The organism is Ideonella sp. A 288 (assembly GCF_002198735.1).
In the GTDB taxonomy this organism is placed as follows: Bacteria; Pseudomonadota; Gammaproteobacteria; order Burkholderiales; family Burkholderiaceae_C; genus Pseudaquabacterium.
This window is the reverse complement of record NZ_MWLO01000029.1, coordinates 1-17246: the sequence shown is the minus strand read 5'-3', so window position 1 is coordinate 17246 and position 17246 is coordinate 1. Positions and strand designations below refer to the sequence as shown.

Annotated in this window: 10 protein-coding genes; 7 read left to right on the top strand and 3 right to left on the bottom strand. The window is 68.4% G+C overall.

Features of this window, described 5'->3' with window-relative positions; translation table 11 throughout:
• Positions 1-11: 11 nt before the first annotated feature.
• The 3 genes from EOINJALH_RS01425 to EOINJALH_RS01415 are packed head-to-tail and all read right to left on the bottom strand — an operon-like array spanning position 12 to position 2959.
• Positions 12-962 carry an adenylate/guanylate cyclase domain-containing protein gene (locus EOINJALH_RS01425; protein ID WP_088278525.1) on the bottom strand — a complete coding sequence of 317 codons (951 nt, stop codon included), beginning with the start codon at positions 960-962 and terminating at the stop codon, positions 12-14.
• A 49-nt stretch (positions 963-1011) separates the two neighbouring features.
• Positions 1012-1569: a response regulator transcription factor gene (locus tag EOINJALH_RS01420; protein ID WP_088278524.1), complete on the bottom strand. Its 558-nt coding sequence runs from the start codon at positions 1567-1569 to the stop codon at positions 1012-1014.
• A 28-nt stretch (positions 1570-1597) separates the two neighbouring features.
• A complete protein-coding gene (locus EOINJALH_RS01415; protein ID WP_234413604.1) occupies positions 1598-2959 on the bottom strand; it encodes an ATP-binding protein in 1362 nt (453 codons plus the stop codon).
• Positions 2960-3598: 639 nt separating this feature from the next.
• On the opposite strand from EOINJALH_RS01415, the gene EOINJALH_RS01410 reads away from it, so the two are divergent.
• The 7 genes from EOINJALH_RS01410 to EOINJALH_RS01380 all read left to right on the top strand — a co-directional run bounded on the left by EOINJALH_RS01410 (position 3599) and on the right by EOINJALH_RS01380 (position 17105).
• On the top strand, positions 3599-9793 hold the full coding sequence (locus EOINJALH_RS01410) for a hypothetical protein (RefSeq protein WP_404872721.1): 6195 nt from the start codon (positions 3599-3601) through the stop codon (positions 9791-9793).
• 272 nt (positions 9794-10065) lie between these two features.
• Positions 10066-12072: a YncE family protein gene (locus tag EOINJALH_RS01405; protein WP_234413602.1), complete on the top strand. Its 2007-nt coding sequence runs from the start codon at positions 10066-10068 to the stop codon at positions 12070-12072.
• Positions 12073-12159: 87 nt separating this feature from the next.
• Positions 12160-12825, top strand: coding sequence for an SCO family protein (locus EOINJALH_RS01400; RefSeq protein WP_088278523.1), 666 nt, complete (start codon positions 12160-12162; stop codon positions 12823-12825).
• A gap of 11 nt (positions 12826-12836) precedes the next feature.
• A complete protein-coding gene (locus tag EOINJALH_RS01395) occupies positions 12837-13517 on the top strand; it encodes an SCO family protein (protein ID WP_234413601.1) in 681 nt (226 codons plus the stop codon).
• Positions 13514-15088, top strand: a complete 1575-nt coding sequence (locus EOINJALH_RS01390) for an ABC transporter substrate-binding protein (protein ID WP_088278522.1) — start codon at positions 13514-13516, stop codon at positions 15086-15088. The genes EOINJALH_RS01395 and EOINJALH_RS01390 overlap by 4 nt, the downstream gene beginning before the upstream one ends.
• The gene (locus EOINJALH_RS01385; RefSeq protein ID WP_088278521.1) at positions 15085-16095 is read left to right on the top strand and encodes a peptidylprolyl isomerase; all 1011 of its coding nucleotides are present in this window, start codon (positions 15085-15087) and stop codon (positions 16093-16095) included. The genes EOINJALH_RS01390 and EOINJALH_RS01385 overlap by 4 nt, the downstream gene beginning before the upstream one ends.
• Before the next feature lie 95 nt (positions 16096-16190).
• Positions 16191-17105: a c-type cytochrome domain-containing protein gene (locus tag EOINJALH_RS01380; protein WP_234413600.1), complete on the top strand. Its 915-nt coding sequence runs from the start codon at positions 16191-16193 to the stop codon at positions 17103-17105.
• Positions 17106-17246 lie beyond the last annotated feature (141 nt).

The following is a 17246-nucleotide window of genomic DNA, read 5'->3' as shown; positions in this document are numbered from 1 at the left end:
CTGCGGGCCGTTCAGTCTGCGAACGGGCCGCCGTCGTGGAACGACAGCACCTCGAAGCGCACCACCGGTGAGGTGGGGTCGTTCGGGCTGCCACCCAGGCCGATGGTGCCGCTGCCGTGCAGCGTGCAGCTCTTGCGGCGCAGGCTGACGACGTCGCCGCCCGGGCCGAAACGCACGTAGGTGCCGTTGTAGCTGAGGTCGGTGACCTGGAAGGCGCCGCCGTGCCAATCGAGCCGGGCATGCGAGCGCGACACGCGCGAGTCTTCGACGCGGAAGTGCGCCTGCGGGCTGCGGCCCAGCACCACGGGCATGCGCTCGCCGTCGTAGACCTCGTCGTGGTCGAGCCAGACCAGGCGCACGCCCTCGGGCTCGAGCGTCGGCCCGACGCCGCCGAACTGCGTGGCCGCAGCCATGGTGTCGGCACCGCGGCTGCCGCCCATCACGTGCACCTTCACCGGCTCGGCGCGGCCGCGCAGGTGCAGCCAGTCGAGGTTGCGGAAGCGCCGCTGCTGGGCCGGGCCGAGGCCGGCCACCACCTCGGCGGTGACCAGGGTCTCGTTGTCGCCGGCATGGTCCAGCAGCCGGGCGGCCACGTTGACGGCATCACCGTAGCAGTCGCCGGCCATCTCGACCACCTCGCCGCGGGCCAGGGCCACCTGCAGCCGCAGGCCGCGCAGGCCGGCCGAGGCACCGCGCTCGCGACCGCGGTCGACCAGCAGTTCCAGGTCGTCGTGCATGCGCTGGGCGGCGCGGATGCCCTGCATCGGTTCGTCGAAGACGGCCATCAGGCCGTCGCCCAGCGTCTTGATGACGGTGCCGCCGCAGGGGTGCACCGAGCGGGCGATGGTGTTCACGGTGTGCGTGACCACCGACGTGGCCTCGGCATTGCCGAGGGTTTCGTACAGCGAGGTGCTGCCCCGCAGATCGGCGAATAGGACGGTTCGCTCGGAAATGCGCGTCATGGCGCGAGTTTAATCGCCTCCGGCAAGGAGCCGTATCTGGCGCCGGCGGCTATTCGCGCGGGGGGCGCTTGTTGAGCTTGCGCTGCAGCGTGCGCCGGTGCATGTTCAGTGCCCGCGCCGTGGCCGACACGTTGTCCTCGAAGGCCGAGAGCACCCGCTGGATGTGTTCCCATTCGAGTCGGTCGACCGACAGCGGCCGTTCGGCCGGCAGCACGTCGCTGTTGGCACGCTTGTTGTCGAAGGCCTGCATGATGTCGTCCGCGTTGGTGGGCTTGGTGAGGTAATGCGTGCAGCCCAGCTTGATCGCCTCGATGGCGGTGGCGATGCTGCCGTAGCCGGTGAGCACCACCACGTTGGTGTTCTCGTCGGCCGCCTTGAGCTGCTGCACCAGTTTGAGGCCCGACATGTCGGGCAGGCGCAGATCGACCACTGCAAACTCGGGCGGCGAGGCCTCGATCGAGGCCTGGGCCGAGGCGCCGTCGTGCACCACCTCCACCGAGAAGCCGCGCGAGTCGAGTGCCTTGGCCAGCACCTGACAGAAGATGCGGTCGTCGTCGGCCAGCAGCAGGCTGGGGCGATCGGTGCGGGGGGTGTCGTCGGCGCTCATCGGGCCACCCTTGCGCTGTGCAACCTGCTCATCGCCGACCTTGTTCGATCAAGATGGCGGACAGTGGCACCCGGATCTCGGCGTTTGCGCCGCCGGCCGGGTCGTTCTTGAGTTCGAGCGAGCCACCCAGGCGCGCCAGCGTCGAGGCGCTCAGCAACAGGCCCACGCCCATGCCGCCATTCGGGTTGCGGGCCGTCGGCAGGGCCCGCTTGCCCAGTTGCTTGAGCAACTCGGCGCTGAAGCCCGGGCCGCGGTCGCGCACCTTCACCAGCAGGTCGGGCCCCGCCCAGTAAGCGCTGAACTCGATCTGCTGGGGTGCGGCGCGCACCGCGTTCTGGATCAGGTTCATGATGGCCTGGCGCAACGTCTCTTCGGCCACCACGGCAGGCGGGGGCGTCACCGGGTCGAGCGCGACCTTGATCGTGGCATTGGGGTACAGCGCCCGGGCCTTGTCGATGATCTCGAGCAGGTAGACGTCGAGCTTGGCGCCCGAGGCCGACTCGGCGCGCCGCTGTCCGCCGGCGTGGGTGAGGTTGGAGACGATCTGCTTGCATGCACGGACCTGGTCTTCGACCAGTTGCAGGTCGGCGAACAGCGCCGGCGACTTGGCATGCTCGCGCTTGAGTTCGGCCACCACCACGGCGATCGTGGCCAGCGGCGAGCTCAGCTCGTGGGCATAGCCGGCGGCCAGCGCCCCGATGGCCACCACCGATTCGCTGCGCATCTGCGAGTCGCGCGCGTCGGCCAGCCGGCGCTCGTGGCGCAAAAAGGCGGCGTGCATGCGGTTGACGAAGAAGGCCAGCAGGGCGGCGGTGAAGATGTAGTTCACCACCATGCCGTCCTCGTGCAGCTGGTAGACCTCGGTGTGGCCGTTGGGGTGATGCAGCGGCACATGGTTGTCGCGCAGGAAGGCGTACACCGCCATGGTCGACAGCGCCGTGAGCCACACCCGCTTGGGCGTCAGCGACGAGGCCGAGATGGCCACCGGCAGCAGGAACAGCGGCGCAAACGGGTTGGTGGCGCCGCCAGTGAGGTACAGCACCCCGGCGAACATCAGGATGTCGACGTGCACCTGCAGGAAGAGTTCGCCGGCTGTCACCCGCGGCACGCCACGCAGGCGCAGCAGCGTGGCCACCGCCACCACCAACTCCATGCCGATCAGCATCAGCAGCGGCTGGGTGTCGATGTGCACCTGGTAGTGGTAGGTCACAAAGTACAGCGTCAGCGCCTGGGTGATGGGCGCGAAGAAGCGAAGGATCAGCAGCAGCCGCAGGCCGTGCAGCGATGAGTTGTGGGGATCCGACAACATCCTGGCGTCGGCCTCGGCATCGCCGAACCAGGCACCGCCGGGCGCAGTGGCCCCCGGGTTCGAGGTGGTGCCGTCGTTCATGGCAGGCCTCGACGCACCGGCGGCAGGGCTGCGGGACATGGCCGTGGCACCAACAGCGTTCCAACGTCCCGCCCTTTGGCCGAACGTTCGACTTTGCACTTGGGGGCCTGGCTCATTGGGCGACTGTGACGGTGGCTGCTGACAACTGGGAAACGGGAGGTGCCTGAGAGGATCTTTGCCGGCCTGAATTGCCATCGATACAACACCGTGCCAGTGTAATCACCTGGACGTAGGAGCTTCTTGATCTCACCCCCTCCGGCCGAGGGGAACTCCCCTTGACTGCTGGGGCGGGTACGACCTACCCCCCTGAACAGGTGCGACAGATTGCCGCGCGTCAATCCGTCGCGCGTGACAACTGGTCACATTCCCGCTCCGATCCACCCTCAATACGATCCGACCCGTGAGTAGTTGCCGGTCTTGCGTCCGCGTCCCTGCATCCGTGAAGGGGTTCGGCGCGAGGCCCGGCTCGAGCGAGTGTCCGCCCTCTCACGGGGGCGGGTTCGAGGTGTTAGTGGACGGAGGATCTGTATGACTCAGATACCCAAGGCCGGACCCGAGTGTCGGCCATCGTTCGTCGAGCGAATTCGACATGGGACGGTAGGAGCGTCGCTGGCAGTAGCCGGCATCACGCTGCTGTCGATGGGGCAGGCGCAGGCAGCCATCACGTGCGCACGCACGCTGACTGCCAACGTCGTGGCCTTTGACAAGCCCTTGATGTACAACCGCCTCGGCGCGGGCAACGTCAACGGCATGATGTACGCGCTCAAGCGCGACGTCATCAACTCGACCAGCAAGCTGCCTTTGACGGCCGGCGGGTCGGCAACCCCAGGGGATCTGGACCTGCGTCCGGACAAGCGGCACCGCCCGCTGGTGCTGCGGGTTCGCGTCGGTGACTGCCTGACGGTCAACCTGACGAACCTGCTGACCATCAACCCGAACCCGCGGACCGTTCCGCCGGCGCTCGTGTTGCCCAACGGCCAGATGGTCACGGTCAACAACAACGACCAGATCAAGGACCGCGCGGTCAGCTTCCACTCCTCGGGCCTCGAGCTTGTGGACAGCATCAACAGCGACGGCAGCTGGGTCGGCGCCAACACGACGGACGGCTTTGCCACCCCCGCCGGCGGCACCAAGACCTACAAGCTGTACGCGCCGAAGGAAGGCGCATTCGTCGTCACCGGCAGCGGCACCATCGGCTCCGGCCAGACGCAAGGCAACACCTCGAACGGCCTGTTCGGTCAGGTGATCGTGGAGCCCACCGGCTCCAAGATCTACCGCAGCCAGGTGCACGAAGAAGAGCTTCGCCTGGTCGCCGACGTCAACCGCAACGGCGCGCTCGACGCCACCGAGAAGACGGCCAACGGCCAGCCCAAGCTGACCAACTACGAAGCCACCTACCCGACCGGTGCCCCCTGGTCGACCGAAGGCAAGGCTGGCCTGCCGATCCTGAACACGCTCAAGTGCACGACCACCACGGCGTGCGAGATCGTGCACTCGGAGATCAACGCGATCGTCGCCGGCCCCAATGCCGACGGCACCTTCCCCGCGTCCACCTACCCGCTCGAAAGCAAGGGCAAGCGCAATCCGACGGTGCCGAACCGTCTGCAGCCTTTCCGTGACTTCGCGTCGGTGTTCCACGACGAGACCACCTCTGGCCAGGCCTTCCCGGGCTTCTTCGACCAGGACCCGGTGTTCAAGTACGTGCTGGCCGGCGTGCGCGACGCGTTCATGATCAACTACGGTTCCGGTGGTATCGGTTCCGAGATCATCGCGAACCGCCTCGGTGTCGGTCCCATGCACGACTGCCTGGACTGCGCCTACGAAGAGTTCTTCCTGACCTCCTTCGCCGTGGGTGACCCCGCGCTGACGGTGGACGTGCCCGCCAACCTGGGCCTGGAAAACCTCCGTCCCGGCCAGGTGCCGCCCCCCGGCACGCAAGGCCCCAAGGCCAACTACGTGATCGGTGCGGAAGACCCGTCGAACGTCCACCACAGCTATGTCGGTGACTTCGTCAAGTTCCGCAACATCCACATCGGCAAGGAACAGCACGTCTTCCACCTGCACAACCACCAGTGGTTGTTCAACCCGAACGACGACAACTCCAACTACATGGACGCGCAGGGCATCGGCCCGGGTGCCGGCTACACCTACGAGATCAACCTCGGCGGTTCCGGCAACCGGAACAAGAGCGCCGGCGACGCGATCTTCCACTGCCACTTCTACCCGCACTTCGCGCAGGGCATGTGGTACCACTGGCGCATCAACGACACGCTGGAAACCGGCTCGGTCCTGAACGCCACCCCCGCGACGAACGACGCCCAGGGCTTCGCCACCGCCAGCGGCTACCACACCTCGGTGTGGGGCCTGGCCGAAGGCAAGCCGAAGGCTGGCACGCGCGCCTACCCGGACAGCGAAATCGTTGCCGGCACGCCGATCCCGGCCGTGGTGCCGCTGCCTGGCAAGCCGATGCCGGTGATGCCTGGCCGCGTGACGACCAAGGTCAACCCGCTGATGGCCGTCACCAACCCGGCCAAGCCGGTGGGCTCGCTGACCAAGGTGATCGACCGCAATGTCCACCCCGGCTTCCCGTTCCACATCGCCGGCATGGAAGACATCATCGGTCAACGCCCGCCGACCCCGCTGCTCGACATGCTCAACGTGGCCCAGGCCACGGCGCTGAAGAACTCCGGCAACGCGCTGTTCTCCGACATCGTCCCGGCCCAGGCCGACGGCTTCGACGGCGGCCTGCCGCGCCACGCCCTCAAGGGCCTGGCTGCTGGTGGTGTCGGTCATGCCGTGACCACCCGTCTCGACTTCTCCAAGGAAATCCTGAAGTCCGACGTGGTGTACTACCCTGAAGAGGGCACCGATCTCGAGAAGATCGCGATGGCCTTCCACGCGCAGCGCTGCGTGCCGACCTTCAAGCCCGATGGCACCGCCGCCACCTGCGTGGCCGATGCCGTCCGTGGCCCGAAGAACGGCTTCATCCTCAACGGCTCCAAGCCGGTGGTGGGTGCGCCCTTCCACAACCCCTGCATGGACGACGCCGGCAACGTGCTGAAGCCCGGCACCGTGGGTCGCTTCTTCTCTGGCGAACTCGAGACCTCCACCCAGGCCTCGCTGAACACCCGGGGTGCCAGCCTGTTCAACTCGGACGCGCCGCGCATCTACAAGGGCACCAACATGCAGTTCGATGCGGTGCTCAACAAGGTGGGCTACCACTACCCGCAGCAGCGCATCGTCGCGCTGTGGCAGGACGTGCAGCCGGTCATCCAGAAGACCAAGCCGCCCGAGCCGCTCGTCATGCGCTTGAACACCTTCGATTGCGCCGTGTTCCACCACAGCAATCTGGTGCCCGAGTTCTATGAGATCGACGACTACCAGGTGCGCACGCCGACCGACATCATCGGCCAGCACATCCACCTGCCCAAGTGGGACCTGACCACCACCGACGGCGCCGCCAACGGCTGGAACTACGAAGACGGCACGCTCAGCCCGGGAACCGTGCGCGAGCGCATCCACGCCATCCGTGCGTTCAACAACTGCGTCGGCACCTACTCGGGTGACCCGCGCGACGGTTCGGGCGCCTGCCCGACCCCGAAGGTGCACCCGTACTGGGGCAAGGTGGCTGCGCAGCTTGGCGGCCACTTCCCCGAAGAATGGCTGGGTGCCCGCACGACGATCCAGCGCTGGTTCTCCGACCCGGTGGTCAACACCGACGGCGTTGACCGCGGCCTGGGCATCGTGTTCACGCACGACCACTACGGTCCTTCCACCCACCAGCAGATCGGCCTGTACTCCACGGTGCTGACCGAACCCGCTGGCTCGGCCTGGGCCCACAACGAAACCGGCACGCAGCTGGGCTACAACCCCGCCACTGGCGCCCCCGCCCGCACCGACACCCGCCTCGACGGCAGCGTGTTCAGCGACGGTGGTCCCACCAGCTGGCAGGCGCAGATCCGCCCGCAAGCGCAGACCGGCGTGTACGCCAGCAACACCGTGAAGGCCGCGCCTTGCACCACCGCCACCCAGAACACGGGTGTCGACTGCCAGACGCCGTTCCGCGAGTTCTACTTCGAGTACAGCGACTTCCAGCACGCCTACGAGGCGGGTGTCTATGTCGGCGCCGGCCAGGATGGCCTGCCGCTGCCGGGCACGGGTGCCGACCTGCCGCCGGTGGCCCTGAACACGGGCAACCTGCAGTTCAACGGCCTGGTGAAGGATGCCTTCCGCTTCTCGATCAACCCGCCGGGACGCCAGCAACTGAGCAACGTGTTCCCCGATCTGTACGCCGAGATCGCCACCACCAACAGCCCGGAAAACATCCAGCGCGAGCCTGATCCGCTGGCCCGTTATTGCCCCGAGCGTCCGTGCCCGCAAGCCATCGACTTGCTCGACCCCGGCATGCTGGTCGTGAACTACCGTCAGGAACCGATCGCGCTGCGCATCTTCGATCCGCGCAAGATCGGCCCCGATGGCAAGTCCGGCATGCAGGCCGACGGTAACCGTGGCGACCTGGCCTTTGCGCTGCAGTCGCGCAAGGACCGTGCGCTCAACCGCATGAACTCCATGCCCACGGGCAACACGGTGATCAACGGCACGAAGTTCCCGCCGCACATCAACACCGGCGCCCTCGACGGTGGTGATCCGTTCACTCCGACGATGCGCGTCTACAACGGCGACCTGGTCCGGGTGAAGATCCAGGCCGGCGGCCACGAAGAAGAGCATGCCTCGACCATCCACGGCCTGAAGTGGCTGCAGGCGGGTTCGGGACACGGCATGGCCAAGAACTCCGGCTGGCGCAATGGCCAACCGGCTGGCATCTCCGAGCAATACACGCTCGCCACGCCGGTGCTGCCGGTGGACGCGTCGCGTGGTGACTTCTCCGACCATGCCTACGCGGTCAACTCGAGCGTGGACGGCTGGTGGAACGGTGCCTGGGGCATCATGCGCTCGTACGAAAAGTCGCGTGCCGACCTGGTGCCGCTGCCTGGCACGCTGAGCGGCCCGGCCGTGGTGTCCAACGGTGCATCGTGGAACGGCGTCTGCCCGACCACCGCTCCGATCCGCAACTACGACGTGTCCGCAGTGCTGGCCAACACCGCATTGACCAATGCGCTTGGCGTGACCATCACGCCGCCGGCCCCTGTCGGAACCATGCACGTCGGTGGCCCGATGAACAACGCCGGTGGCACGCTGGTCTACAACCGTCGCAACTCGACCGTGACCGGGGAAGCCCGCGATCTGATCACTGGTGCGCCGATTGCCATCACGCACCAAGGTCCGCTGCATGACCCGACCGCCATCATGTACGTTCGCACGTCGGACCTCGACGCCAACGGCAAGCTGCTTGCCACGGCGCCGGTGGAACCGCTGGTGCTGCGTGCGCTGCCTGGCGAGTGCATCAAGGTCACGCTGCGCAACAAGCTGCCGACGCACCAACTGCGTACGGCGACCAACGGCGGGCAACTGCTCGACACCGGTTCGTCCTTCGAAGTGCTGGCGCTCCCGTCCGACACCACGGTGTACAACACCCTGGACGGTTCGAGTGCGTCGCTCAACGTTGGCGGCTACGACGCGCTGGATGCCTCGGGCACGGCGATGAACCCGACCTCCACGTCGGTGATGCCTGACCTGGCCACCTTCTCGTTCTATGAAGGCATCGTCAAGCGCGATCGCTTCCATCCGGAAGGCTCGACCGTGTTCAACGTCAACCTGCTCCGTCCGTCGGCCTATGCCGGTCTGCACCCGCAGCTGGTGGCCTATGACGTGACCCGTGACGACGGCATGCCCGTTGGCCGCAACCGCGCCACCGGACAGATGGCCGCCCCGGGCGCCACCGTGACCTACACCTGGTATGCCGGCGACATCGGCGGCAAGCCCAGCAACGGTTCCGTGGCACTGGTCGGTACGCCGGTCGAGTTTGGCGGGTCGAACCTGACGCCTGCCGACCTGATCAAGCAATCCGGCAAGGGCATGGTCGGTGCCACGGTCGTGCTGCCTGCGAACTCTCGCTTCGTCGAGAACACGCTGGTGGCTGACCGCCAGGACGGCGTGGGCACCCGTGCCACGCGCGCCCAAGCCACGGTGTGCCCGGCTGGCACCGCGGCCTGCACGCCCACCCTGACGGGTGCGTTCCGCGACTTCTCGCTGATGCTCAGCAAGATGGGCAACCATTACTACAAGGATGGCTACCCGGTCGAGCACATCAACGGCGAAGGCGTCGGCATCCCCGAAGACAGCGCCGACACCGGCAACCTGTCGCTGAACTATGCGGCCGAGCCGCTGTGGTTCCGCTTCGGGCTGCTTCCCTCGGCCCCGTTCGGGCCGGTGGGTGCGGCGCCGATGCTGGCTGGCATCAACTACGCGCAAGTGCCGAACTCGCACCAGGCTTACAGCAACACCCTGCTGACGCCCACGGTGACCTGTGACGCCAACAACGTCTGCACGGGCGATCCGGAAACCCCGGTCTTCCAGGCGACGGCGGGCAAGCCTGCACGGATCCACATCACGTCGCCGCGCGGTGCCAAGCGTGGCTCCACGTTCAGCCTGCATGGCCACGTGTGGCAGCGTGATCCGTACATCTGCCCGGGTGAATCCCGCAATGCCCTGACGGGTGCCTGCAACATGACGAGCGTGGGCTCGCGTGCCATCGGCAACAACCCGCTCGGCTTCGCGATGGGTGGACAGGAAGCGTGGGGCGGTCACCTGCACTACGACATCGTCCTGCCCAGCGCGGGTGGCGGCAACGCCATCAAGGGTGACTACCTGAGCCGTGACGTTGGCTCGTTTGGCAACGTCAACGGGATCTGGAACATCCTGCGCGTGAAGTAAACAGCAGTACGGCGGTCGCGGGGCAACCCGCGGCCGCCCTTCTTTTCGGGCGGGGGCAAGCCTGACCTCTCACCGCCCGCCTGCTTTTTCCCCTGTTTGCTTTTTCCATATCGCGCCCTTCAGCGCGATGCGGAAAGAGTCGAAACGACAGGGTCTGCCACGGCAGGCCCCGATCCCACGGGCACCCCGGTACGGCGCAGGCCTGACGGGAGAAGACCCCAATACCCGGTGCCGCAAGGCGGCCGATTTGTACTAAACGAGAGGTGCATGAAATGAAGTTCAGCTCCCGCATGGCGCTGGCCGTCCTGGCCTTGTCCGCCATCGCAACGCACGGCACCGCCGCCGTGGCTGCCGACGCCCCGTCTGCCACCGCTGCGGTCCCTGCTGCCGCGGTCCCGGCTGCCCAGGCGGCTTCCGGTGCCTTCACCGAGCGCCTGGTGCAGAAGGGCGTGTCGATCGAATACTCGCTCACCCCGTCGGGCACCCCGCGCACGCTCACCGAAGGCGATTTCGCCGAGGTGCGCTTCCGCATCACCGACGAGGCCACCGGGCAGCCGGTGCGCACGTCCACGCCCGGCGCGTGGATGGACATGGCGCAGATCATCCAGGGCCGTGGCGCAGAGCAGAAGAGCTGCAAGGACAAGGTCTCGCTGTACCTGAAGGGCGTCGTCGGCATCCGTCCGATGCTCGACCTGAACAGCTATTTCGTCGTGCTGATGAACAACGACTCCACGCTGTCGGTGGTCGATCCCGTGGTGTCGATGGCCGGCGCGACCAGCAGCTTCGCCAGCGTGATGCTGAAGTCGCCCGGCGCCGACTGGGCCCCGTCCGACCGCGAGCGCCGGCTGTACGTCTCGATGCCGCGCGCCAACCAGGTGGCCGTCATCGACACCGACGGCTTCAAGCTGATCGACAGCATTGATGCCGGGCAGACCCCGGTGCGCGTGGTGCAGCAGCCCGATGGCCGCTTCCTGTGGGTGGGCAACAACGCCAAGGAGGAAGCCGCCAGCGGCGTCACCATCATCGACGTGCAGACGCTCAAGCCCGTGGGCTTCGTCGCCACCGGTGCCGGCCACCACGAGATCGCCTTTTCGGCCGACAGCCGCCTGGCCTTCGTCAGCAACCGCAACGCAGGGACCTTGGCCGTGGTCGACGTGGCGACGCGCAAGGTCGTCAAGACGCTGAGCACCGGCACGCAGCCCATCTCGGTGGGCTACTCGCCGCTGTCGCGCTCGGTCTACGTGGCCGATGGCAAGGATGGCTCGGTGGCCGTGATCGACACCGACAAGCTCGAAGTCGGCAAGCGCATCGCGCTGAAGGCCGGCCTGGGCCCCTTGCGCGTCAGCCCGGACGGCCGCTTCGCGCTGCTGCTCAACCCGCGTGAAGACCTGGTGCACGTGATCGACCTGGCCACCAACGAGGCGGTGCAGAACATCGAGGTGTCGGGTCAGCCCTTCCAGCTGATGTTCACCAAGACCTTCGCCTACGTGCGCTCGATCCATTCCGAGCGCGTGCGCATGATCAACCTGGCCTCGCTGGGCAAGGGCATGCAGCCGGTGGTGCAGAGCTTCGCCGCCGGCGGCACCGCGCCGGGGCAGGGTGCCGGCACCGCCATCGCCGACACGGTGGCCACCGCCGCGGGCGAAGGCACGGTGTTCGTCGTCAACCCGTCTGACGGCTCCACCTACTTCTACATGGAGGGCATGAACGCTCCGTCCAGCAACTACAAGGTGCAGGGTTCGTCGCCGCGCGCGGTGACGGTGGTCGACCGCAGCCTGAAGGAAGTGGAACCCGGCGTGTTCGAGGGCCGCGTGCGCATTCCCGTGCCGGGCACCTACGACGTGGCCTTCATGATGCAGTCGCCGCAGGTGCTGCACTGCTTCAGCGCCACCGCCGCCGAGAACCCGGCGCTGGCCAAGGCGCGTGCTCCGCTGCGCATGGAGTTCGAGACCACGCAGCGGCAGTTCAAGGTGGGCGAGACGGCCGCCATCCGCTTCAAGATGATCGACGGGCCGACCAACGCGCCCAAGCTCGGCATGGATCGCCTGCGCGTCATGTACTTCCAGGCGCCGGGTCGCCACCGCACCGAAGTGTCGGTGAAGGAGATCGGCGAGGGCGTGTACGAGGCCAGCGTGCCGCTGGTCGATGCGGGGGCGTGGTACGTCTACGTCGGCATGACGACGGAGCAGAGTGCGACGACGAACTACGGCGAGTTGCCGTTTTACTCGCTGCAGGCGATGAAGGCGACCGACGCCAAGTCGGCCCTCTCCACCCGCTGACGCCTGGCGGTCGTCCGGTCGGCGCGCCTGTAGCGGCGCCGGGCGGCCGGAGGGTGCCCCACCCGGTTCGACGATTCGGAGTCAACGATGACCTACTTCTCTTTCGCGGGCGGCCTGCGTTCGGCCGCCTCGCTGGCGGTCGCCGCCGGCGCCCTGGCCACCGCGCCCGTGCTGGCCCAGCATGACCACCACAAGCACCAGGACCATTCCGCACACACCCAGGCGGCGGCCAAGCCGGTGGTGCCGCAGAGCGCGCGCATCAGCGTGTCCGACACGCCGCTGGTCGACCAGGACGGCCGCAACCTCAAGTTCAAGAGCGATGCGCTCGGTGACCGCATCGTCATCGTCAACTTCGCCTACACCACCTGCACCACCGTGTGCCCGGTGGTCACGGCGTCGCTGGCCCAGGTGCAGGGCAAGCTCGGCGCCCGGGTGGGCCGCGATGTCGGGCTGGTCACGGTGACGGTGGACCCGCTGCGCGACACGCCGACCCGCCTGAAGGCCTATGCCGGCAGCGTGGGCGCGGGCGCGGGCTGGACCTGGCTCACCGGCCCCAAGCCACAGGTGGACGAGGTGCTCAAGGCCTTCGGCGCCTACACGGTCAATTTCCTGGAGCACCCGCCGCTGGTGCTGGTGGGCGATGCCAAATCCGGCAAGTGGGTGCGCTTCTACGGTCTGCCCACACCCGACCAACTGGTCAATGCGGTGACAGAATTGTCGGCCGCCCGCGTCAAGGCCGGCACCGCCGGCTGATGGAGTTGAGCATGAAGCAATGGATCGTCACCGCGGCCGCGCTGGTCGCCCTTCAGGCCGGCGCCGCGCCGTCCGAGCACGCCGGGCACGCCGGGCACAACCATGGCGCGGATGCATCGCAACCCGCCGCCACCACGGTGACGCCGGCCGAGGCCAAGCGCGGCGGCCTGCAGGATGCCGCCAAGTACTTCACCGACCTCGAGTTGCAGACCCAGGACGGGCGCAAGGTCAAGTTCTTCTCCGACGTGCTGCAAGGCCACACGGTGATGATCAACGTGATCTACACCAACTGCAAGGACGCCTGCCCGCTGCTCACCCAGCAGATGATCGGTGTCAAGCAGCAACTGCCGGCCGACATGTTCGGCAAGCAGATCCGGTTCGTGTCGATCAGCTCCGACCCGGTGCGCGACACGCCGGCGGCCCTGAAGCTGTTCGCCAAGAAGCAGGGCGCCGATGTCGAGGGCTGGACCTTCCTCACCGGACGCAAGGAGAACATCGACCACATCCTGAAGAAGCTGGGGCAGTACTCCGAGACGGTGGAGGGGCACTCCACCCTGTTCATCGCCGGCAACGTGCCGGCCAAGCGCTGGAGCAAGATCCGCCCCAACGCGCCGGTGCAGGCCATCGCCATGCGCTTGAGCGAACTGGCCGCCCCGGCCGGCTCGGCCGAGGCCCCATCGACGCGGCCGTGACCGGTCTTCGAAAGGTCGGCGCGGCGCTGCTGGCGGCGGCGCTGGCCTGTGGCGCGATGGCCGCCGGGCTGACCCCGCAGGAAGAGGCCGGACGGCGCATCTACCTGCAGGGCGACAGCCCCAGCGGCTCGCGCATCTCGGCGCGTGTGGGTGTGGGGGCGGGCTTCGAGCTGACGGGCCAGAGCATCGCCTGCGGCAACTGCCATGGCGAGGACGGCCGCGGCCGCATCGAGGGCGGCATCGTGCCGGCCAACATCCAGTGGACCGAGCTGATCAAGCCCTACGGCCACCAGCACGAGAACGGTCGCCGGCACGGCCCCTTCGACGAAGACAGCCTGCGCCGCTCCATCGTCGAGGGCGTCGACCCCGATGGCAACAAGCTCGACTCGTCGATGCCGCGGTACTCGATGTCCGAGAAGGATTTCGTCTCGCTGGCGGCATACCTGAAGAAGCTCGAGAACCAGCTCGACACCGGGCTGGGGCCCGAGGTCATCCGCGTCGGCACGCTGCTGCCCATCGCCGGCCGCATGGCGACCCTGGGCGAAGCGCTGCGCGACCTGTGGTCGGCCTACTTCGCCTCGATCAACGATCGCGGCGGCATCCATGGCCGAAAGCTCGAACTGGTGGTGCAGGGCCTGCCCGAAGACCCGCAGCAGGCCCAGGCGGCGGCCCGGGCCCTGGTGACCCGCGGCGGCGTCTTCGCGGTGCTGGCGCCCGTGTCGGCCGGTGTCGAGCGTGCGCTGGCCGAGGCCGCCGGTGAATCCCAGGTGCCGGTGATCGGGCCCCTGACGCTGTTCCCGGAGGACGCGCAAACGTCCAACCAGTACGTGTTCCACCTGCTGCCCGGTGTGACCGAACTGGCGCAGACCCTGGCGCGGCATGCGCAGCGCGAGCTGAAGCTCGCCGATCGGCCGCTGGTGCTGTGGCACTCGGACACCGCCGACGGGCGCGCCTCGGCCAAGTCGCTGGAGGCCACGCTTCGCCAGGCCGGCTGGCGCTCGACGGTGGCCATGCCCTACCTGGCCCGCGGTGCCTCGCACGATGCGCTGGCCGCGTCGCTGAAGCAACGCGCCGCCGCCGCCGTGCTGGTGCTGGGGCCCGGAGGCGACGTTCAGGCCTTGGCGACGTCGGCCGCGCGCATCGGCTGGACGCCGCATCTGCTGGTGCCGGGCACGCTTGCTTCGCGCGATATCCTCGCCCTGCCTGCGGCCTTTCGCGACCATGTGACGCTGGCCTATCCGACCTCGCCGGCCAACCAGCGCAGCGATGCCATGCAGGAGTTCTCTGCGCTGCTGCAGGGCAGGGGCGAGTCTCGCGCCCTGCAGTCGTCGCTGGTCAATGCCTATGCCGCCGGCCTGTTGTTCGTCGAGGGCCTGAAGCGCACGGGGCGCGACCTGTCCCGCCGCAAGCTGACCGCCACGATCGAGAGCGTGAGCGGCTTCGAGACGGGCCTGCTGCCGCAACTGAGCTACAACGCCGATAAACGCATCGGCTCGATGGGCGCCTACCTGGTGGGCGTCGACCTCGACTCCAAGAGCCTGAGGCCCCTCGGGGGATACCAACTGCCATGAAGCACCTGAACCTGAGCGCCGGCCCCCGGTACCGCAACGTCGGCCGCATCGCGGCGCGGGGCCTGCTGACGCTGTGCCTGGGTGTGGCGCTGGCCGGTCCGGCCCTGGCGCAGAAGCAGTATGCGGCGCGGGTCAACGGCATCTTCATCGAGATGGAATCGGTGGACCGCCAGTTCGAGATCCTGCTGGCCGAACGCCGCATCCACATCGCCCGCCTGCAGGACCCCAACAAGGCCAAGGCCATCAAGCGCGAGGCGCTGGACAACCTGATCCGCGTCGAACTGCTGTGGCAGGAGGCAAAGACCGCCGGCCTTGCCGCCACCGACGCCGAGGTGGACCGCGCGCTGGCCGAAGTGCGCAAGGGCTTCCGCTCGCACGAGGCCTTCGTCCGGCGCATCGAGGCGCAGGGCTTCACCGAAAAGACCCACCGCGAGCACACGCGCAAGATGATGTCGGGCGACCGCTATGCGCAGCGCATCGTCGACCGCGAGGTCAAGGTCACCGACCAGGACATCGAGGAGTTCTACGACCTCAACGCGCGGCTGTTCAAGCGCAAGGAGCAGGTGAAGGTCCGGCAGATCCTGGTGGCCTTGCCGAAGCAGCCCACGCCCGAGCAGAAGGCCGCCGCCCGCACCAAGATCGACGGCCTGCTGGCCAAGGTGCGCGCCGGCGAGGATTTCGAGGCGCTGGCCCGCCACAACTCCGACGACGCCACCCGGCAGTGGGGGGGTGAACTCGACCCGTTCAGCCGCGGCGAACAGTCCGGGCCCTTCGAGGAGGCAGCCTTCGCGCTGAAGACCGGGGCGGTGTCGGACGTCATCGAGACCGGTGCGGGCCTGCACATCGTCAAGCTCGAGGAGCGCATCGAGGCGGTGACCGTGCCGCTGGACAAGGCGCGCGACCGCATCGTGGAGCACTTGACGCGCACCCGCGCCAAGGACGCGCTCGACAAGGAAGTCGAGCAATTGCGGGCGGTGGGCAAGGTCGAAGTGCTGACGCCGCTGTGACGCAGGGCGCCCCACCGATGCCGTCCGCCGGGCCGCACGACGGGGCGATGCCGATGCACCGCGGATGGCGAGTTGGCGGCCCGAGCGGCCGTCGCGTGTTGACCGGGGCGGTGGCGCTGTGCGTCGCGCTGCTGTTGCCGATGGTGCCGCCGGTGGCGCGGGCCCAGGCGGTGGGGTACGACGAGATCGCCCCCTTGCTGGCGGCACGCTGCGTGATGTGCCACACCGGGACCGCCGCACCGCTCGGCCTGAAGCTCGACACGATCGACGGCCTGCTGGCGGGCAGTCAGCGGGGCCTGGTGGTCAAGGCCGGGGACCCCGCCGGCAGCGAACTGATCCGGCGCCTGAAGGGCAGCAGCCAGCCGCGCATGCCGATGACCGGCCCGCCGTGGCTGAGCGATGCCGAGGTCGCGCTGTTCGAGCGTTGGGTGGCCACGGGCCTCGGGCGCGGCAAGGCCGGCGCCGTGCCCGCCGCCCAGGCCCCGGCGCCGGCCCGGCCCGGCCCGGGCGAGCCGGTCACCTATGCCCATGTGGCGCCGATCTTCGCCACGCGCTGTGCCAAGTGCCATGCCCCCAACGGGCTGATGGGGGCGGCGCCGGAGGGCCTGGTGCTCAACGCGTACGAGGCCACGCTGGACAGCCGAGACCGTGCGCGTGTCGTGCCCGGCCAACCCGCGGCCAGTGAACTGGTGCGTCGCATCCGCGGGCAGGCGCGGCCCCGCATGCCCTTCGACGGACCGCCCTGGTTGAGCGACGACGAAACCGCGCTGGTCACCGAATGGGTGCGGCAGGGGGCCCGCAATGCCGAAGGCCGGCCCGCACCGGTGCCGGTGGGGGCCGAGGTGCGCCTGCATGGCACGCTGCAGGGCCCGTGGCAGCTCGACGAACTGGCCCTGGTGCCTGCGCCCTCGCGCCGCGACCGCAGCCCGGGGGTGGGCGGCTATGCCGAGGTGCGCGGCCGCGTGCAGGCCGATGGCGGCATCGTGCCGCAGCGGGTGCGCGGGCGATAGGCGTCGGGCCGCTGCGATCGGCCGCGGTGAGTCGCCGCGGCACGCCGCCGCGGGCACCCGAACCGGTCAGCCGCCGGGGTCGCCGAAGGGCTCGGCGGGTGGCGTGGGTTCGTCATCGACCACCGGCGGGGGGGCTCGTCG